This window comes from Bacillus sp. AF23 (genome assembly GCF_020861455.1).
Taxonomy (GTDB): Bacteria; Bacillota; Bacilli; order Bacillales; family Bacillaceae; genus Bacillus; species Bacillus halotolerans.
The window spans coordinates 74,267-93,832 of the sequence record NZ_JAJHVY010000015.1 but is presented as its reverse complement, the minus strand read 5'-3'; the positions used below and the strand labels follow the sequence as shown (position 1 = coordinate 93,832).

The following is a 19,566-nucleotide window of genomic DNA, read 5'->3' as shown; positions in this document are numbered from 1 at the left end:
CTTTGTTCCCGTGTATTTCTTCTATTTAATATACAGGCAAAGATAAATCCACATGGCATACAAACGCTTCTGGATCAATCACAGCTTTGTTTTTCATGCCTTTATTTTTTTCGGGTGTCTCAAGCTGCGAGGAAGAATAATTGACGATCCCGAGGCCGATGTCTTCACCATGAGAATCAGTCAGGCGGACAACAGCGCCGCTTTTAAATTTTCCTTTAATCTCCCTTACACCATCTGGGTATATATGCGATTGACCGTCAGATATTTGGCCGGAACAGTCATCTGATAACACAATTTCACCTTCTGGTCCGGAATTAAAAGCGATCCACTGCTCTTTTTGATTCAACGGAAGCGTTCCCTCAGCTTCAAAATAGGTGCCTTCCGCCTCTCCATGAACAGCTTGATATAATATATCTGCAGCGTCTGCCTGGCCAAGAAATCCTTTTATGCCGGATGCCATCACAATTTTAAACGCATCCAGTTTAGACCGCATGCCCCCGGTGCCGACCACGCTGTCTGTATCGCCTGCACACGCTTCAATTTCCGGTGTAATCTCACTGACTCGCTGCACCCTTTTCGCTTTTGGATTATTTCGCGGATTGCCGTCATATAAACCGTCGATATCCGATAAAATCACAAGAAGATCCGCATCGATTAATCCGGCGACTTTGGCCGCGAGTGTATCATTATCGCCAAACTTAAGCCGATTGACGGTCACTGTGTCATTTTCGTTAATTATCGGGATAATACCGCGTTCGAGCAGTACATTCATTGTGTTCCGAACATTGTGATATCGATATTCATCAGAAAAGTCGCTTCTTGTAATTAAAATTTGAGAAGCCACATAACCGTGCGCCAAAAACAGCTTTGAATAAGCCTCCATCAGCAACCCTTGACCGATTGAAGCAGACGCTTGTTTTTCAGGCAGATTTTCTGGTCGCTGAAGAAATCCGAGCTTGCGATATCCTGCTGCTACTGCGCCGGAAGAAACCAGGATGACTTCATATCCGGCGTCTTTTAGTTTGGCGACCTGGTCCACTAAAGCTTCCAGTTTGCGAATGCTGATTTCCCCATGAAGACTTGTCAATGAACTGCTGCCGATCTTCACGACAACTCTTTTCATTTCTGTTTCAGACGTCACTTTATCACTCCTGTTTTATAGCGGTGCCGCTGTTTTTTCGATATCATCGCTGATTTCCTTTGAACGCTTAGCCGCATGTTTAATGGCTTGAGAAATGGCTTCTCCTCCGCCGCTCTTCTTCAAGGCCTGTAATCCGGCAGCAGTCGTTCCATTTGGCGAGGTGATATTATCTCTCAGCACCTCAGGCTGTTCTCCTGTCTCCATCAGCATTTTTGCAGCACCCAAGAGTGTCTGTGCACCGATGCTTCGTGATAAATGTTTATCAAGGCCCGCTTCCTCGCCTGTCTTTTCGATGAATTCCATTAAATAATAAAAATACGCAGGGCCGCTGCCGGCAATTCCCGTGAAAATGTCCATTTGATTTTCCTGGATTGTATACACTTCACCCATGCAGCCGAGCAAAGCCGCCGTCAGTTTTTCTAAATCATCTGTCACATGTTTGCCAAGCGCGATGGCAGTTGCAGAAGCGCCGATCATACTTGATGTGTTAGGCATTACTCTGACAACCGGCTGTTGATTATGCAATGATTGTTCAATATAAGAGGTGGTTATGCCGGCTAGCACCGACAAAATTAATTGATGGGGTTGGATGCGTGTTTTTAATGATGACAGAGCGCTTTCGGCATCTTTTGGCTTCATCGCCAAAATGAGCACATCCATGTCTTCAATACATAAGTGATCCGGCGCCACGCCTTTGATTCCATATTGAAGTTCAAGCTCAGCTAATCGCTCTGTATTGCTGCGGTTTGTAACGCAGATGTTTTGTTTTGGGATTTTATTGGCACGAACGATACCTGATATCATTCCTTCCGCCATAGATCCGGCTCCGATAAAAGCTACTTTTTTTTGATCAAAGATCGGTAACATCTCCTTTGTTCGCTTTTTTGTTCGTATTTTCACACGTTTAAAATGTTACCACGTGAGGAAATGATGTCAAGTTTGAAGGTCACTATTGATTTGTATTGTTTCATTTCGACAAATATGTATAATGAAAAACAGAAAACACCCGATACTCGTGACTATGCCGGGTGTTTTCGATGTTAAAAATTATCTGACAGTGCTTTTTCAATCAGTTTCTTGCAGCGATCCAGCTCTACTTTCAGCTGTTTTTTATACAGCTTGGCTGCCTCGTAATCTTTAAATTGATAGAGGACCACTTCTTGGAGCTTAGCCCCTTCTTTCTTTACTTTGATTTGTTTTAATATCCCATCATCAAGAAGCTCATGCAAAGACCGGTAAACCTCTGTATGGTTTGGTTTAAAACCAATCTCTTTAAATTCTGATCGAAGCACTTCCAGAAGCTTTAATCCGTAAAGTCTTTTCTGCTCAGTCATGGTAATCATATAAAGCTTCAAAAACGCGCGCTGCTTGACTAAAAATCCAGTGGAACTTCTTTTTTCTTCTTTCATCGGTCTGCACCCCTTCTCTGTAAACTGAGAACACCATGTACTAAATATTCAATTTTTTCCTGTTGTTCTCCTTCTTCTATTCATAACATGATAATCAAGTTATTTTGTGTTTGATGTTTGTATGGCTGGAGGGAATAAAAAAAGATAAAATGAACATTTGGTACATAGTTTGTTTGGTTCATTATAACTTGTTTTCACTATGATCTTCAATTTAAAACTATTGTCCGGTTTACATTTTCTTCAATATATGTCCGTTGAATTGAAAAACAGCCTTTGATAACGTATCGATAAAGGAGATGATAAAATGACAAAGCAAACAGCGTGTCCTGCCAAAGAAGAACGTTACGCCAACTTAATTCCCATGAAAGAATTGCAATTCGAAAAGGATCGTCTTTTCCCCTTCCCGATTTATGAAAAGCTTCGGAAATCGTCTCCTGTCCGCTATGACAAACAGCGTGATTGCTGGGATGTTTTTAAGTATGATGACGTTCAATTCGTCCTGAAAAATCCTAAACTTTTTTCATCCAAACGAGGCATACAGGCAGAAAGCATTTTAACAATGGACCCTCCGAAACATACCAAATTACGTGCACTCGTCAACAAATCGTTTACTCCAAAGGCAGTGAAACAAATCGAAACCCGCATAAAAGACGTTACAGCATTCCTCTTACAGGAGGCGCGGCAAAAAGACACAATCGATATGATAGATGATATAGCAGGCCCCCTTCCTGTTATTATCATTGCTGAAATGCTTGGAGCACCGATTGAAGACCGGCACATCATCAAAACATACTCCGACGTGCTCGTTGCCGGAGCGAAGGACAGTTCAGACAAATCTGTCGCTGACATGGTTCAAAAACGCCGGAACGGCTACGCTTTCTTAAGTAACTATTTTAGAGACATTCTATTAAAACGACGAGCCCATCCAAAAGAAGATTTGATTACGATGCTTTTGCAGTCAGAAGTCGATGGAGAATATCTAACAGAAGAGCAGCTGCTCGGTTTTTGCATTCTACTTCTTGTCGCGGGAAACGAAACGACTACTAATTTGATCGCGAATGCTGTTCGCTATATCACGGAAGACACAGCCATGCAACAACAGATAAGACAGAATACAGACTATGTGCCTAATATAATAGAAGAAACGCTACGCTATTATCCGCCTGTTCAAGCCATCGGACGAGTTGCAGCAGAAGATATAGCGCTTGGCGGAGCATTTATAAAGAAAGGATCTTCCGTTATCAGCTGGGTCGCGTCAGCCAATCGGGATGAAGCTAAATTTTCTGAACCTGATCGTTTTATCATTAACCGCCCCTCCTACCCCCATCTCAGCTTTGGGTTCGGAATTCACTTTTGCCTCGGCGCACCATTGGCCAGGCTCGAAGCCAAAATCGCTCTTTCCTCCCTCTTGTCTATGTCAGCTTATATTAAAAAAGCTGATGATGAACAGAAACTCGAAGCGGTACCAAGTCCTTTCGTGTTTGGTGTTAAACATTTACCTGTGCGGATTGAATTCAAATAAAAAAAGCCTGTCGCTAGACAGGCTTTCGTTTTACGGATTTGTGGACCACAATCCAGCAGATTTAATGAAAATACGCGGATCTAACTTCAATTGAGCCACCATATATTCAGCAAGATCCTCAGGCTGCATAACCTTTTCAGGATTACCGTCTGTCAGGTTCAGTTCAATCGACATATCACTTGCGACAGTGCTCGGCGTTAACGCGCTGACTCTGATATTATGCTTTCTCACTTCTTGCATGAGAGATTCCGTTAACCCAAGAACGGCAAATTTGGATGCGCTGTAAGCGCTTGTGACAGCTGCTCCTCTTTGGCCAGCTGTAGAAGAAATATTAATAATGTCACCAGCTTTGCGTTCAATCATTTCAGGAAGCACCGCACGAGTAACATGGTATACACCCATTAGATTCACTTGAATGATATTTTCCCACTCATCAGCGGATAGATCTAAGAATCCGCCAAATTTGCTGATTCCCGCATTGTTAATGAGAATATCAATCTCGCCTAGCTCCTCTTTAATAGAAGCCACAGCTTGATCAACATGCGCCGCATCCTTTACATCCGCAGCGGCAAACGCAGCTTTCACACCAAGTGCTTTTACTTCTTCTGCGACTTTCTCAACATTGGCGGCAGTTCGCCCGATTAAACCGATATTTACGCCTTCTTTCGCAAGCGCAAGAGCTGTCGCGCGTCCAATCCCTCTGCCTCCGCCTGTGATAAGAGCAGTTTTATTTTGTAAACTTTGCAATTGAAGCACCCTTTCTTTGTTTACATATGTACGATAACACATTATAAGCACAAGAAAACCAATACGCAAATGATATGAACTGCGCAACTATCATTTCACCTGCTTAAAATAGGCGAAATAGGGTATGACATTAGAAAAGGGGTGAACATATGGTTATCGTTTATATCAGTATCGCAGTAATAGCCATTTCAATCATTTACTTAGGGATAAATGTGATTCAAAACAAGAAGAAAATAGATCCCGCCATGAAGGAACTCACTGCAGTTACGCAATCCATGCAAAAACAAGTTGAAATGGTAAAAACGGAAGCACAGCAGCTGTCTCAAAAACAAAAAATGATTCAGTACGATGTTGAAATGAAAAAAACCGCGTTGCAGCAGACTGCTGCTGAAGTGAAAGAAGCCCCTCAAGCAGTTAAAGAGGTGTGGCACGCAGGACATTTGAATAGAGGTTAAATATGAATGATATCCCGTTGTAACGTTTAAAATGGACAATGGGATATCATTTTTAGGGAGGTTCGCACATGATTGAAAACCGCAGCGGTTTAGCATCATTTGCAGAGAAACTAAATACTCTTCCGGTATCAAAACCGCTTTCGGAAACGGATTTGTTTACTTCCCCATTTCGCATACACCAAGAAAACGCGCTTGAAATGTACTATTCACCTCATAATGAATATATCAATCAAGATGCTTCGGTTGTGATTTCAGGCATAACGCCGGGTTTTTCACAGATGAAAACAGCTTATGAAACAGCTGCAGAAAGCTTGCGCAAAGGCCGATCTCTAGAACAGATAGCTTTAGACACCAAAAAAGCGGCAGGACTTTCTGGAACTATGAGAGATAACCTGATTGCGATGCTGGATCAATGCGGGCTGCCGCAGGTTTTAGGCATTCAAAGCGCCGCACAGCTTTTCGGCGACTTGCGCCATATGCTTCACACCACTTCTGTTATCAAATACCCTGTTTTCATTCAGCAGAAAAATTATACAGGACATCGTCCGGCTATCCCCCGCTCATCTATGCTAAACACTTATGCATATAAGCATTTTCCCGCTGAACTTGAAAAGCTATCGGGCCCTGCTCTTCTTATCCCGCTAGGCAAAGCAGCTGAAACAGTCTGTGAAACACTGATCAGGGAAAACGGCAAATGGCGGCTGACCTGCCTACACGGCTTCCCTCACCCATCAGGCGCGAACGGCCATCGAATGAAACAATTTAAGAAAAACAAAGAGGAATTAGAAAAACAAATTCGCACCTTTGCTTCATCAAATTCGATTTCGTTATAGAAAAGAGGAAATAAAAGGGATATAATAAACCTACATACATCATAAGGGAGGGATTGGGTGTTTCCTGTATTAGAAACCGGCAGGCTTATTCTAAGAGAGTTGACAGAGAAAGATGCGGAAGCCATTTTTACTTGTTTTTCAAACCATGGCGTCACACGCTACTACGGACTTGATCCCTTTGAAAGTATAGATCAGGCAAAAACAATGATTCATCAGTTTGCCGACAATTATCAAGAAATGCGGGGAATACGATGGGGAATTGAAAGAAAAGACTCCAAAGAACTCATCGGTACGATTGGCTTTCATGCTTTGGCCCCCAAGCATAAACGTGCAGAAATCGGTTATGAAATCAGCCCGGCGAATTGGCGAAACGGCTATGCATCAGAAGCCATTTTAGAAATTGTGTCTTTCGGCTTTGATACCCTTGAACTAACGAGAATCGGTGCAGTTGTTTTTATGGAAAATGAAGCGTCAAATCGTTTGCTGTTAAAAATGGGATTTGAAAAAGAAGGCGTATTAAAACAATATATGTACCAAAGCGGTGTCCCTTATGATACAAATGTTTATTCTATGATAAAATCATGAAAATCAGAGAATGAGCAGAGATTCTAGCTGCTCTTTCCTAAGTCTCTCGTCTGTTTTCACTCCGCAGGATTGCATCTCAAAATATCATAGGTAAAATACTCACAGTAGCGGAAATCAAAAAGACCGCATCCCATCGCAGCATTGGCGAAGACGGAGCCTCGTCATATAAAATGTCCGGTTCTGTATTCGTGCCAGCAATGACGCTCATTCTTAAAACTCCCTAATAAATAACTCACTATAACGAAACAATAAAAAGATGCATAGCGCTCTATGCATCTAGTGACATCCATTAATAAATCCCTTTCTTCATCCTGCTTCTTGTCATAAAGCCACCAAAGAAATAAAATAATGCCGACCAAAGAAAGATATAAAAAAGCTGAAATTTGAATTCCCGCACTGTCTGCCCTAGTTCTATCCCATGGATAAAAGTCATGAATGCTTTTTGCGGCAGAATCGCACAAAGTGCATCTAAGACGGGGAGATTAGTCCTAAAAGAAATAAAGCAGCCTGACAATACAGACGTAACCACACTGATTCCGCTCGTCACCAAGCTTAAGTTTCGATCCATAACTGATGCCATAAAAATAGCGAATGACGCTGCAAGCACTGCGAGAACAGCCAGCAGTTCAGCAAGGATGTCCAAGCGAAAGCCAATATCCACATGAAATAATATTGTTGTCATCACAATGGCCAGATAGGTTGGTATGTATAGACATAAAAATGTAAAGATAAACTGAACACTCAGGTATTTGTTCTCGTTTACGGGTGACACTAAAATCCGCCTGAAGGTTTTAAGCATGCGGTCTTCAGGATACAAGGCAGTGAGCGCGACACCTTGCATAAAAACAAGCATTACGATAAAACCTAAGATATTTGTGCCAGTCCCTCTTTCAGCCCTTATTTTATCCTCTCCTTTATAGCTGTTCGGCATTTTCCCAGTCTCAAAAAGCTCCCGAATCATTTTTTTATCCGCTTCACTTTTCAAAGTGGTTACCTTGTAGTCTTGATGATTTTTTTCTACGACTGCTGCATATTTTCCTAACACAAGATCAGAAAACCCCGGCTTTTGATGGACCGTAACCACTCGAAAGGCAGGATCTTTGGGTAGATTTTTCATCTCATCCTGATCCGTGACAAATGCAATGGTTTCTTTTAAGACCGGTTTACCGGAAAAAAGAATCGCTGCTTCAACCATCAGCGGAATGATAATCACTGCAATGATGATAACGGCTTTCTTCGCCAGTATTCGTTCCCACCTATTTCGGAATAGATTCAGCATACATATCCCTCCGGCTTAAAAACAACATGGGAAACGGCAATACAAACGACTGAAGCAAAGAGAAGAATGGACACCACAGGCAGCAAAATGCTGAAATCATGATCATAAATAAGGCGAAATGAGCATTCCGCTACCCATTTAACCGGAGAAAATACGGAAATTTCATTTACGGTATCTCCAAATCTATGAATTCCGAAAAAAACACCTCCAAAGAAAACAAAAAAAGCAACTGGAATTTGCATAATACTATTCGCCTGTTCTTCATTTTTGAAAATGCAGCAAAACATGGTGCCGAAACAGCAGCCAAAGAACAAAAAAACATGCAGCAAAAGCAAGATATACGGAAGGTCTTCTCCGCCAAAGTTTAATTTAAAAATCGTTTGGGCCGTCCATACATTCATGCTGTACAATATCACACTGAATATGTAAGTTGATAGTAATTTTGAAAGATAAATACTTGTTTTCGAAACGGGTGCGTATACAAGGCGGATGTTTCCTCTCTTCACCTTTTCTTCCATAAATGTGTTGGACGCGGTCATTGCGATCAGAGCCGCTGAGAAAATGATCATATTCACCCCGTAATAGTCGTATGAACTGATACCATCTGCCCCAAAGCTGTTTTTTGTGACAAAACCCATGATCACAATAAGAATGAAAGGAAAAATCGTATTAGCTAAAACGAGAACCGGATTCTTTAAAATATTCATAAAATCAAATGTCATTACTTTTATCAAACTCATGTTGCCTCTCCTAATCTCTTAAATTTCTTCCCGTCAGCTCCAAAAATACCGTTTCTAATGATGCCTCTTGACTGCTCATATGCAGAATGCTGCATCCTTGAACACTTAATTCTGCTATGATTTCACTTAGGAGATCTTGGCTCTTTCGGACTGTAACTTTCAATTCACCCTCTATGGAGTGTGCTTTTATAACCCCTTCTATATCCATCAGAATGTTTTTGTTTAATTTATCTGCATTCGCCACCTGAAAAGAGTAAGTCATTTCTTTATTTACTTTTTTGTACAATTCATCTTTCGTCCCGTTAGCAATAATTTTTCCCTCATTCATAATCATAATCCGATCAGCAATAGCCTCCGCTTCTTCCATATAATGAGTTGAGTAAATGATGCTCGCTCCTTTTTCTTTAAGCAATTTAATAGACTCCAATATGTGGTTTCTTGATTGAGGGTCTATCCCAACAGTCGGCTCATCCATAATAATCAGTTTCGGCTGATGGGCAATAGCACAGGCAATGTTTAGTCTTCTTTTCATCCCGCCTGAAAAAGTCTTAGGCTTATCATCTTTACGATCATATAGCTGTACAAGCTCCAAGGCCTCCTTAACCCGGGCTTTCAGCTCTTTTCCTTTAAGAGAATATAGACTGGCAAAAAAGCGAACATTTTGCTCAGCAGATATATCCTCATAGATGGCGATATCTTGAGGGACGATTCCGATGCCCTTTTTCATTTTCTTTGCGCTGTTTTTTACATTATGGCCCAATATCGTAACATTTCCGGAAGTGGCCGACAGTACTCCGGATAAAATATGAATCGTTGTGCTTTTTCCTGCTCCGTTTGGGCCAAGAAGCCCAAGGACTTCACTCTCCTTTACTTCAAATGAAATGCCGTCTACTGCAGTTTTGTTCGTGTACTGCTTTTTCAAATTTTCTATTGATGCCACGCTGTTCATACGTATCTCCTTTTTACATTCTCCGTTTTGCGAACTCCTGAAGTATTTTTATTTTCAGATCATCACGTTCTTGTTCAATTTCAAAGTCACGAGCATCTTCTTCGAAACCATCCTGCTCTTCTCCGTCAAAACTGTATAGCTTTTTCAATAAATTCCACAGTGTCTCTAATTCTTCCGTCGAAAACCCCTGAAAAATATCAGCCATAAAGTACACAGCTTTTTCACCGCACTCCTCTAAAACGCGTTTTCCAGAATCGGTAATTTTCACATTAACCGCACGCTTGTCACGTTTACTTGGCACAGTAACGGCATATCCTCTTTTTTCAATACTGCTGACAAGCCTGTTTATGTTCTGTTTCGACGTACCTAATTTTCTGGCAATGTTGTTGAAAGTGGTTTCTTCTTCCGGTAAATGCAGTATGGAGACAATCGTCATAAATTGCCTAGTCGTTAAGCTCTCATAGTACTCATCACCTCGTGATTGAATTTTGTTTAAAACAGAAAAAAGTGTAGCGTAAGACTGCTGCATTAAAAATAAATCTTTTAGTTCTTTAGAAAAGTTCATTATAATCCTCCTAAAAAAGACAATTTGTTGTCTATATCATCATAGCACTTCGTTTTGATTTGTCAACATATTGTCTATTTTATTTCAAAAAACTAACATCCTCGTTTGCAAAACATACACATATTGATCAATATGAAAAAGGTATATCATGGCTCGGCAACGTATAGTTGATGAAGAAAAAGCATTGAAATCAGCCTTTTTTTTGAAGATCTAATTGAAGAGAAATACGGAGACCCTTAAATCGTCCTACAATGGTTGAGCCGTGCCCTGCAAAGATACACTTAAAAAAGGCATACAATCATGAGAGTTAAAAAGCGATATAAGTGCAGAAGCGATCGCCCAAACTATTTATTGAGCGGACTCCTAATGATGAAGTCCCTTCCAGACCAATTATTTGCGCGGCACTCTGTAACTGAAACCATTGCTGAAAAAAATCATAAAAAGCGCCCTCTTTCAGGGGCGCTTTTCATCAGGATGCATATTGAGGAGAAGTCTCTTTCTGTACTTCTTTTTCTTCAGGTAGCTTAATACATTTCGTCATGACTGCACTCGCAAGATAAAGCACCGCAAAAATCCAGACAACGCCTTGTGCACCGACGAGTCCGATGAACATCCAAGCTAAAGCAGGTCCGACAAATGCCGATAAGCCGGCTGCCAGGTTCAAAACGGACATGGCGGCTCCTTTGTCTTTTCCGGCAACTGTCGGCACGATCGCACCAATCGGCACGTAGCCTGCCAGCAAGCCGCCCCAGATAAAGCCGATGATGCTCACAACCGCCATATTCCCGCCTGAAAAAACAGGCGCATAGTATAATAAAACAGTGAAAATGCCGCAGCCGACTCCTCCAAAACAAATGACGGTGTTTTTCCATCCAAATTTATCACCGACAATTCCAAAAATGAGATTAAATACAATGTTGCCCAGAAAAATCGTTCCCCAAATCTGCAGCCACACATTAGTTGAAATGCCGTGCTGAGCCATGTGCATCGGCAAAAACACAGGGAAACCATATGTGCCGATGCTGTTGATGATTCTAATCATTCCTCCTGTCAGCACCCGCGGATTGGTAACAAGAATGGTAATCCCTTTTAAAAGCTCCTCCGCCGTTTCTGATCGTTTTCTTTTCTTCTTTTCAAACCGGTCTTTATTAATAAACAACGCGAAGACTGCACCGAGGCATACCCAGAAAATAGAACTCCACAGCGTATTTAAATAACCAAACGTTTTAATTGCATAACTTGAATACCAAGCACCGAAAACAAACATGCCCAGACAATACGCAATCCAAAACCAGCCGACAGCTGTGCTGAGTCTGTTCTGCGGTGTTCTGTAGATGACCCATGTCAAGAAGGAGTAAGCAAAAAGCGGGTATCCTAAGCCTTTAATAAAGTAAGTCACATACATGACAGGCAGATTTAGCTGTTCAAATCCGAAGACGATAAAAGCAGCTGTACCGATCACATAAAACAACAACCCCATAAACATCGTCCGCTTTGCGCCAAATGCTTCCAGACACACACCCGAAAACCATGAAGCGATGGCCAGTGAAATGCCGTATATACTAAAAATCGAAGCGGATTGCTGAACGGTGAGCCCATTTTCAATCAGAAAAGGACTGAGCCATCCTTGTTCAAGACCGTCTCCCATCATAAACAGCACAATCCCTAAAAACCCCCATGCCAGCCGCTTCGGTATACCAATTTTATCTAACATATCTGTATCCTCCTTAGATGCTTATTTCAATTACCGTATTACCTCACTAAAGTAAGAGAATGTATAATTCCTCAATTGGCGGCAAATTCCGCCTTATACTAATACCTTGTTTCCCGATGACGGCTCTAAACCTGAAAAGAAGCGTTGGACTTGCTTCCACTCCTCGTATAAAGTCATTTCTATCTGGCAATCCTGCGGTTCTATCACCCGAACACTTCCAGACATTTCTTCGGTCAATCTATAGGCCTCATTGCAAACCACAGCAGCACCAACGACTGATGCCTGACTGTACCCTTCTTTGACATAGATTTTTTTCTGAAGAAGATTGGCAATATATTGTGTAAATGTTCTGCTTTGGAATCCACCTCCGCATCCCCACACATAGTCACGATCAAACGGGGTGATCTCTGTTAAGAAGTCGAAGTTCCATTTGATTGAACATGCAATCTCCTGTAAGGCCGCGCGTACAAAATGCGCTCTGCTTAAATGGGCTGAAAGCGGTACATCAAAGAGAAAGCCGCCTTTCGTCAGGGCGTTTTTTTCTGTCGATAAATACGAGCCGAGGGAAGATACACATGCATGATCTTCCTTAGCAAGAGCAGCAATCTCTTCTTCCATCACATCGTACGGTTCATTCGGATAGAAAATATCCTTTAATTTTTGAAAATTCAGACCCGTTACCCCGGGATTTGTCTCTGCAAGCCACTGTCCTTGATCTGTGTGGCAGTTCAGCCAGGCTTTATTTTGTCTGTCCTCATGAATTTCATCAATAATTTTGGTAATCGGTGTTGTCGTACCTGATACAATGACTGCGTCTCCCAGAGCAGCACCAGTGCTTTTGACAGCAAGCTGTGTATCTCCCCCGCCCGCTATAACCTTCTCATGATGTGATAGTCCCAATTCTGCCGCATACTCATCTGTTATCGATCCAATGACTGTTCCCGCTCTTACTAGAGGCGGAAGAATGGATGGCGAGAAACCGAATATACCGCACATCTCTTCTGACCATGTATTTTGTTTTACATCAAACAGCAGCGTTTCCGTCGCCTGTGACGGTTCATATGTCAATACTCCGCTCAACTGATACGTCACCCAATCACTGATGCTTGTGAAGCTTGCAGTTTTTTCCCATAAGGAGGGCTGCCGGTGCTTTAAACCATAAAGCTTGAGCGCTGAAAAAAGCGCAGTCGGCAGACGGCCTGTTCGGCTGTATACTTCTTCCCGATTCGGTATGTTTTCCTCCCACTCCCTGCCCCGATTGTCAATGTTGGGCAGACCGAGGAAAGACTCACCATTTTGATCAAGCAACACGATCCCCTGTCTTTGACTTGTTGAAGTGAGACCAATAATTTCAATATTATGAGAACGAGAAATCGCACGTTTAGCCAGATTCATGATTTGATTCCACAGCGCCTGTGGAGAAAAATAGCGGCTGTCCGGGTAAAGCGGCTCGGTCGTATATACAATGTCCTCCCGTTCAACCGTTTGAACGCTGCCCGACACACTTACGACCGCAACTCTTGCATTGCCAGTGCCAATGTCAAATACGAGATAACCTTTTTGTTTCATCATCCTGATGCCCCCTTTTCTTACACCTCAGCTTTAAGATCGTTTTTGTTATATAAAGTCGGAATATTGAGAGTTTTTTCATCCTTCCACTTTTTAAGCGCTTCGTTCAGTATGGTAACCTGATGATCCTCTACTTCAAATGTTGCTCCTGCTAAATGCGGTGTTGCCAGAACATTAGGCAATGAAATAAATTCATAATCCGATTGCTCTGGCGGCTCATGATAAAAAACGTCTAATATCGCACCCCTGATTTTACTTTCTTTCAGTACAGATAAAAGATCCTCTCGGTTTACCACGACAGCTCTTGATGTATTCACGAAAATGGCGCTCTCTTTCATCAAGTCAAAATACGTCCGATCAATGAGGCCAAGCGTATCATCTGTACGCGGCAGGTGAACAGAAACGATATCACTATCTGAAAAAACCTTCTCCAGAGATACTTTTTCATATTGCGGATAATCATGCTGTACATATGGATCGTAATACAAAACCTTGCAGTCAAACGCAGCCAGCAGTTTTGCAATTCTTTGCCCAACCGCTCCGAATCCGACCATACCCACAGTTTTTCCTGTTATTTCATTACCTTTGAATTTGGCATACGCCTGCAAATAATCGCTGTTCCATTTTCCATCCTTTAGCCATTGATTAGAGGTATTCGTGTGTCGGAGAAATGAAATCACATTTCCAATAAACATTTCAGCAACAGCTTGTGCGTTGCGCCCAGGTGTATAGAAAACCGGAATGTCTCTGTTTGACGCTGCTGCTACATCAACATTGGAAGGCATTCCCCTGCATACTCCCACAAATGAAAGTTCCGGCATTGATGCAAACACATTCTCTGTCACCTGATCAAGCTCAGTAATCAAACCCGTCGCATTTGTTTCTTTTAATAGCTGAATCAATTCATCTTCCCTGTATGCCCGGCCGTTCTCTTTCCAAGACTGATAAACAACGGAACCGAACAATTCTTTAAGCTCTTTTCGTCCTTCTTCGTTGTACGGTGCTGTAATCAAAACCGTCATGATGCAAAACATCCTTTTCATCGTTATTTTTCACAAAAAAAATCTCTCTCCAAAGATGGAAAGAGATTCATGTATAGGCGCACTCTGCCACAGACAGAAGCCGGTATAAACCTTACTTTCCTATCTTTCAAGCTGACGCTTGCTGGAATTGGCACAATAATGTTGCCGAGGTTTCATAGGGCCAGTCCCTCCACCTCTCTTGATAGAAAATGTTTTGTATGTAATTTTCAGAATTGAGAATACGTTAATCATAAAGAAGAGCCAGATTGATGTCAATGTCTTTTTTTTCAGAATTGACGTTATCATTCGAAATGTTATAATTCTTACAATATATCTAACTGGGGAGAGGAACTGGGCTATGAAATCGTTTGCCACTCAACAAAACGGCATTTTTAAATCCGTTTGCTCACTGGACTGCCCGGACCAGTGCGGCTTGCTGGTACATAAAAAAGACGGGAAAATTGTAAAAGTGCAGGGTGATCCTGATCACCCCGTGACAGCCGGAAATATATGCAACAAAGTACGAAATATGGCTGAGCGCATCTATGATGAAAAGCGGCTGACGACTCCGCTGAAACGAACAGGTATAAAGGGCGAGGCAGAGTTTAAACCAATTTCTTGGGAAGAAGCGATTGACACCATCACATCCCGCTGGAAACAGCTGATTGATCAAGAAGGAGCTGAAAGCATACTGCCTTACAGCTTTTACGGCAATATGGGAAAATTAACGGCTGAAGGAATGGACCGCCGCTTTTTTTACCGCTTGGGCTCAAGCCAGCTTGAGCGGACGATTTGCAGCAAAGCCGGATCAGAGGGCTATAAATATACCATGGGTGTGAGTGCTGGAATCGATCCTGAAGAAACAATCCATACGAAACTGTTTATCTTTTGGGGAATTAACGCAGTCAGCACAAATATGCATCAAATTACAATCGCCCAAAAAGCACGGAAAAAAGGCGCGAAAATTATTGTGATTGATGTGCATAAAAATCAGACAGGGCGTCTCGCAGACTGGTTTATTCCTATAAAACCCGGTACCGACAGCGCGCTTGCCCTCGGCATCATGCACATTTTATTTAAAGAAAATCTTCACGATGAAGCGTTTCTTTCAGAATATACAGTCGGCTATGAAGAACTTCGCGAGCATGCGAAACAGTATCATCCAGAAAAGGTATCCCTGATCACTGGTATCAGTACCGGCGATATCTATCAGCTGGCAAAAATGTATGGTGAAACCTCCCCTTCCTTTATCAGAATCGGAAACGGCCTTCAGCATCATGACAACGGCGGAATGATTGTAAGAACAATTGCCTGTCTTCCGGCGATTACCGGTCAATGGATGCATACAGGAGGCGGTGCCATCAAACATAACAGCGGAATTTTAGAATATAATACCACCGCGCTTCAGCGTCCTGATTTACTGAAAGGCCGCACACCGAGATCGTTTAATATGAACCAGCTGGGCAGAGTTCTTCTGGAAACAGACCCTCCTGTTCGCTCCCTCTTTATTTATGGGACGAATCCAGCCGTTGTGGCGCCAGAAGCGAACAAAGTCAGACAAGGCCTCCTGCGGGATGACTTGTTCACCGTGGTTCATGATTTGTTTTTAACAGAAACGGCCAAATATGCGGACATTGTACTGCCCGCTGCATCTGCTTTTGAAAATACTGATTTTTACACCTCATACTGGCATCATTACATTCAGCTGCAGCAGCCCGTTATTGAGAAATACGGGGAAAGTAAGTCTAATACCGAGGTATTTCGGTTATTGGCTGAGGCAATGGGATTTACGGATCAGGAGCTCAAAGATTCAGATGAAGACTTAATCCGCCAGGCGCTTCACCATCCGGATAATCCTTATTTAGCAGAGATTAGTTATGAATCACTTACTGAACGTTCGTTTATGAAGGCGAAACGTGAAAAGCCGCTGTTTCCGGGTAAATTGCCGACACCGAGCGGAAAAATAGAATTATATTCAGAAAAAATGAAACAATCCGGTTTCCCGCCGTTACCGACCCATACGCCGCTTGCGCCGGATCATGAATTCCCGTTTACGTATGTTCCAGGGCCGAATCATAATTTCTTAAACTCAACGTTTTCCAATAATGCAAAGCACGTCAAACTTGAAAAGACACCGAAACTCTTTATCAACACGAAAGATGCCGAAAAACACGGCATCACTGATGGTAAAGCCGTACGGATTTGGAACAGCCGAGGTGAGTGTGAACTAACCGCCGCAGTCGGAGAACAAGTGCTGCCCGGTGTTGTCGTCAGTCAAGGATTATGGGCAGATGAACCAGGCAAAAATCAGCTTGTTAACGCCCTGACCCCCGACCGCTTGTCTGATATGGGCGGAGGCGCCACTTTTTTCTCAGGCCGAGTGCAGATTGAAAAAGCATAGAAACCGTCCAGAGCTTGCTCTGGCGGTTTTTTGTGTACACAGTCAACAAAAATGAAACCAATGATATAGATTGACCGTATAACATGACGATTACATAATGGAGGCATACACATGGACGTTTTTTTAGGAATCGGTATTGCATTGGCTGGATATTTTATCGGAGAAGGATTAAAGCATATTAACAACCCAAAAGCTAACGAAAAAAATGACATCATGCTGATTAAAGAACGAGATATTCACTTTTACATCGGGCATTTCTTAGGAATAACCCAAGCGGAGGCGAAACTCTTAGCAAAGGATCTCACAGACCTCCCTCATATCGAAATAAACGGAAAAAGATATGTGCAAAAACATATCTTAAGAGAATGGGTATTAACATTAGGAGAGAAACAACAAGCGAAAGATTAATGCGGATTTTTCAATAAGACGAGCTATAAAATTTCTTTTCCAAACACAACAAAAAGCAGGATTGGAAACGCTTTTTGATGAATTTATTGGTTCTTTAGTTATTTATTTAATTTGAAACCAATCAACACATTAACGAAAGCATCTCACATATGCAAATATTGATTTTTACTTATCAAGTATAGGTATTGCTGTCTTTGGTAGAGGGGTTGCCAAATGAATACAGAGTCACCATCTAGTATCCAAGTAGCTGAAAGACAAAGACCAGTCGCAGGATTCGTTTAGCCCTTTTTCTTGAGCAGGACTTTTCATTTGAAATGTTCCTCTACCATTGCTGTGCCAACTTGTAAGCAAGTCAAAACATTCTTATTTCATAATCATTTGCTCGTATAAAAAAACGTCGGAAAATTTAGATTTTCCGACGTTTTTCAAAGGTTTTATTCAGGAAACTGAACATGCCCGGGAACTGTGTACGCCCCAGATGTTCCGTTTGCAGGAAGCTTTGGAATCGTGTCTTTTACAACTTTTCCTCGAATGTCAGTGATTCTGACTTTAAGAGAGCCCGTTCCTAAATTGGTGCTGAGGAAATGATTATAGTCCGTTTTCTCCATGTTGATCCACTTTCCGTCTTTGTAGTATTCCATTTTCATAACGGGATACTTGTGGTTTCTAACTTGGATTGCCGCCCACCACTGGCTGCTGCCTTCTTTAATCCGGTATGTGAAATTGCCAGTGATTGGCGCTTTGATCACACGCCATTTGATTTTGATTTTTCCATCTTTCATAGCACCGATTTTGCTGAAGGCATTGGGTGAAAGATCAAGGGCTCCTGGGGCACCCTCAGGATATAGATCGGTAACATAGACGATCGTCTTCCCCTTTGGCCCTTCCACTTCAAGATAAGAGCCGGCAAGAGCTGCTTTCACACCGCCGTAATTAAGATCTTTTGGGTTAATTGCCGTAATCTCCATGTCAGATGGAATGGGGTCAAGAAGGAAAGCCCCTCCTGAATAGCCTGATCCGGTATAGGTTGCATAGCCTTCGTGCAAATCGTTATAGGCTGCCGAAGCCTGCGGGCAAAAACAAAGAATCATCAACATAACCACGCTAATAACAGCACTGATCTTCTTTTTCATAGACATCCTCCTAATCCAAATTTCGAATGAGAATCATTATCATTGTAATACTCATTCGATATGGATTGAAAGAGGACATAGATTCATAGATTGATTTATGTCTAATTCACTATTCTATATCTATCAAAGGGTGCATTTTATACGACTATGCAATACTTATGTTCAGATGCACATATGAGCCAAAATTCTAGTTTCATTAATATGGATAGCTATAGTGAGGATCTGAAGTATATCAGCTCAAAAAATTCCCATCCCCGCTTGAATCGCAAGCGGGAGAATTTCACTTTACTTTTTGCAACTTGGCCAGAGCAGTAAGTATAATACCTAAAATGAGCACAATCGGAACCCAAATAATGATGTAATGAAAATGCGGTTCTGCAAAAGCTACAATAATAGCCCCCATACAATATAATATGATGGCCAGCGCCCTTAACACAGCATCTCTCAAGAATGTTTTATTCTGTTTAGAGAAAAACAACCGGCCGGAAAGATCCTCTAAAAGAGAAGCCAATGTTCCGGTCAAAACAGTTGAAGAAATGCCTGCAATCCCCAGTTGTTTAGCTGCTGTTGTTTGTATCCCCATGGCAATACTCAAAAGGATAATAAGGATGTATACGGGAACGAAAGCAGAAGATATTGAAAGACAAGCAAAAACAAATAAAATGAATGCTTCAATTGCCAGAGCTTTTGTTACAGCGGATGGCCAAAATGTTTTCTCTGCCTTTCCAACAATGATTGTTGAAATAATCACCCCAAATATGAAACCGATTAGCGCAGTCAGAGAATGAAAAACAGTGACCTGAAGAGATTTTCCGATCGCTAATCCCAATAAAACGATATTTCCGGTCATATTAGCAGTGAAGACGTGTCCTAGGCTTAAATAGCCGATTACATCCACGATTCCCGCTGTTAAACAAAGAAGTGAAAGCAAGGTATTTCGATATGCTGAAGCAGTCAATGGTGTATCAATCCTTTCGTGTTGTTCCAATTGTAACTCTTTTATTTGACATCAAAAACATATAAAATCCCGGTTTTGATCAGGAATATAGACTCTATTCTTACTTTTGTCCAACTGTAATAATAATCCATATGAA

General features: G+C 41.9%; 20 protein-coding genes and 1 riboswitch. Of the genes, 6 read left to right on the top strand and 14 right to left on the bottom strand.

Translation table 11 applies throughout. From position 1 onward, the window contains the following. Window positions 1-25: 25 nt before the first annotated feature. The 3 genes from proB to rtp form a co-directional block, all read right to left on the bottom strand. Entirely contained in the window at window positions 26-1,141 is a 1,116-nt protein-coding gene (gene proB / locus LNN34_RS06105; protein WP_229042991.1) for a glutamate 5-kinase, read from the bottom strand. Window positions 1,142-1,156: 15 nt separating this feature from the next. Further along, entirely contained in the window at window positions 1,157-2,035 is an 879-nt protein-coding gene (proC, locus tag LNN34_RS06100) for a pyrroline-5-carboxylate reductase (RefSeq protein ID WP_083244549.1), read from the bottom strand. Between the two features lie 146 nt (window positions 2,036-2,181). Next, window positions 2,182-2,550, bottom strand: a complete 369-nt coding sequence (gene rtp, locus LNN34_RS06095) for a replication termination protein (protein WP_010334473.1) — start codon at window positions 2,548-2,550, stop codon at window positions 2,182-2,184. Between the two features lie 304 nt (window positions 2,551-2,854). Between rtp and LNN34_RS06090 the strand changes: the two genes are divergently transcribed. Further along, the gene (locus LNN34_RS06090; protein WP_229042990.1) at window positions 2,855-4,072 is read left to right on the top strand and encodes a cytochrome P450; all 1,218 of its coding nucleotides are present in this window, start codon (window positions 2,855-2,857) and stop codon (window positions 4,070-4,072) included. Window positions 4,073-4,102: 30 nt separating this feature from the next. On the opposite strand, the gene LNN34_RS06085 is transcribed toward LNN34_RS06090, so the two are convergent. After that, a complete protein-coding gene (locus tag LNN34_RS06085) occupies window positions 4,103-4,819 on the bottom strand; it encodes a 3-ketoacyl-ACP reductase (protein WP_059293344.1) in 717 nt (238 codons plus the stop codon). 149 nt (window positions 4,820-4,968) lie between these two features. Between LNN34_RS06085 and LNN34_RS06080 the strand changes: the two genes are divergently transcribed. The 3 genes from LNN34_RS06080 (at window position 4,969) to LNN34_RS06070 (ending at window position 6,692) form a co-directional block, all read left to right on the top strand. Then, window positions 4,969-5,274 (top strand): DUF948 domain-containing protein, encoded by a 306-nt coding sequence (locus tag LNN34_RS06080; RefSeq protein ID WP_059336520.1) that lies wholly within the window; start codon window positions 4,969-4,971, stop codon window positions 5,272-5,274. Between the two features lie 68 nt (window positions 5,275-5,342). Next, a complete protein-coding gene (locus LNN34_RS06075; protein WP_229042989.1) occupies window positions 5,343-6,107 on the top strand; it encodes a hypothetical protein in 765 nt (254 codons plus the stop codon). Between the two features lie 57 nt (window positions 6,108-6,164). Then, window positions 6,165-6,692 carry a GNAT family N-acetyltransferase gene (locus LNN34_RS06070; protein WP_229042988.1) on the top strand — a complete coding sequence of 176 codons (528 nt, stop codon included), beginning with the start codon at window positions 6,165-6,167 and terminating at the stop codon, window positions 6,690-6,692. Window positions 6,693-6,768: 76 nt separating this feature from the next. Here LNN34_RS06070 and LNN34_RS21925 read toward each other — a convergent pair whose 3' ends face one another. The 8 genes from LNN34_RS21925 to LNN34_RS06035 all read right to left on the bottom strand — a co-directional run bounded on the left by LNN34_RS21925 (window position 6,769) and on the right by LNN34_RS06035 (window position 14,551). Further along, the gene (locus tag LNN34_RS21925) at window positions 6,769-6,900 is read right to left on the bottom strand and encodes a hypothetical protein (RefSeq protein ID WP_267476629.1); all 132 of its coding nucleotides are present in this window, start codon (window positions 6,898-6,900) and stop codon (window positions 6,769-6,771) included. A gap of 81 nt (window positions 6,901-6,981) precedes the next feature. Further along, window positions 6,982-7,971 carry an ABC transporter permease gene (locus LNN34_RS06065; RefSeq protein WP_229042987.1) on the bottom strand — a complete coding sequence of 330 codons (990 nt, stop codon included), beginning with the start codon at window positions 7,969-7,971 and terminating at the stop codon, window positions 6,982-6,984. Beyond that, window positions 7,965-8,711, bottom strand: coding sequence for an ABC transporter permease (locus LNN34_RS06060; protein ID WP_099043005.1), 747 nt, complete (start codon window positions 8,709-8,711; stop codon window positions 7,965-7,967). The genes LNN34_RS06065 and LNN34_RS06060 overlap by 7 nt, the downstream gene beginning before the upstream one ends. Window positions 8,712-8,721: 10 nt before the next feature. After that, window positions 8,722-9,660 carry an ABC transporter ATP-binding protein gene (locus tag LNN34_RS06055; protein WP_229042986.1) on the bottom strand — a complete coding sequence of 313 codons (939 nt, stop codon included), beginning with the start codon at window positions 9,658-9,660 and terminating at the stop codon, window positions 8,722-8,724. 13 nt (window positions 9,661-9,673) lie between these two features. Then, a complete protein-coding gene (locus LNN34_RS06050; protein WP_229042985.1) occupies window positions 9,674-10,225 on the bottom strand; it encodes a MarR family winged helix-turn-helix transcriptional regulator in 552 nt (183 codons plus the stop codon). 469 nt (window positions 10,226-10,694) lie between these two features. Beyond that, window positions 10,695-11,939, bottom strand: a complete 1,245-nt coding sequence (locus LNN34_RS06045) for an MFS transporter (protein WP_229042984.1) — start codon at window positions 11,937-11,939, stop codon at window positions 10,695-10,697. A gap of 93 nt (window positions 11,940-12,032) precedes the next feature. Further along, window positions 12,033-13,511, bottom strand: a complete 1,479-nt coding sequence (locus LNN34_RS06040; RefSeq protein ID WP_229042983.1) for an FGGY-family carbohydrate kinase — start codon at window positions 13,509-13,511, stop codon at window positions 12,033-12,035. Window positions 13,512-13,528: 17 nt separating this feature from the next. Beyond that, window positions 13,529-14,551, bottom strand: a complete 1,023-nt coding sequence (locus LNN34_RS06035) for a 2-hydroxyacid dehydrogenase (protein ID WP_229042982.1) — start codon at window positions 14,549-14,551, stop codon at window positions 13,529-13,531. Window positions 14,552-14,647: 96 nt separating this feature from the next. Beyond that, window positions 14,648-14,739, bottom strand: a riboswitch (SAM riboswitch). Between the two features lie 149 nt (window positions 14,740-14,888). Here LNN34_RS06035 and LNN34_RS06030 point away from each other — a divergent pair. Together LNN34_RS06030 and LNN34_RS06025 are read left to right on the top strand one after the other, a co-directional pair. Then, complete coding sequence (locus LNN34_RS06030; RefSeq protein WP_229042981.1) at window positions 14,889-16,931, top strand: molybdopterin oxidoreductase family protein; 2,043 nt, start codon at window positions 14,889-14,891, stop codon at window positions 16,929-16,931. Between the two features lie 111 nt (window positions 16,932-17,042). Further along, window positions 17,043-17,339 (top strand): hypothetical protein, encoded by a 297-nt coding sequence (locus LNN34_RS06025; protein ID WP_059336530.1) that lies wholly within the window; start codon window positions 17,043-17,045, stop codon window positions 17,337-17,339. Between the two features lie 434 nt (window positions 17,340-17,773). On the opposite strand, the gene LNN34_RS06020 is transcribed toward LNN34_RS06025, so the two are convergent. Together LNN34_RS06020 and LNN34_RS06015 are read right to left on the bottom strand one after the other, a co-directional pair. After that, entirely contained in the window at window positions 17,774-18,472 is a 699-nt protein-coding gene (locus LNN34_RS06020; RefSeq protein WP_044155645.1) for an expansin EXLX1 family cellulose-binding protein, read from the bottom strand. Window positions 18,473-18,752: 280 nt separating this feature from the next. Beyond that, window positions 18,753-19,430 carry a YoaK family protein gene (locus LNN34_RS06015; RefSeq protein WP_059293345.1) on the bottom strand — a complete coding sequence of 226 codons (678 nt, stop codon included), beginning with the start codon at window positions 19,428-19,430 and terminating at the stop codon, window positions 18,753-18,755. Window positions 19,431-19,566: the final 136 nt, after the last annotated feature.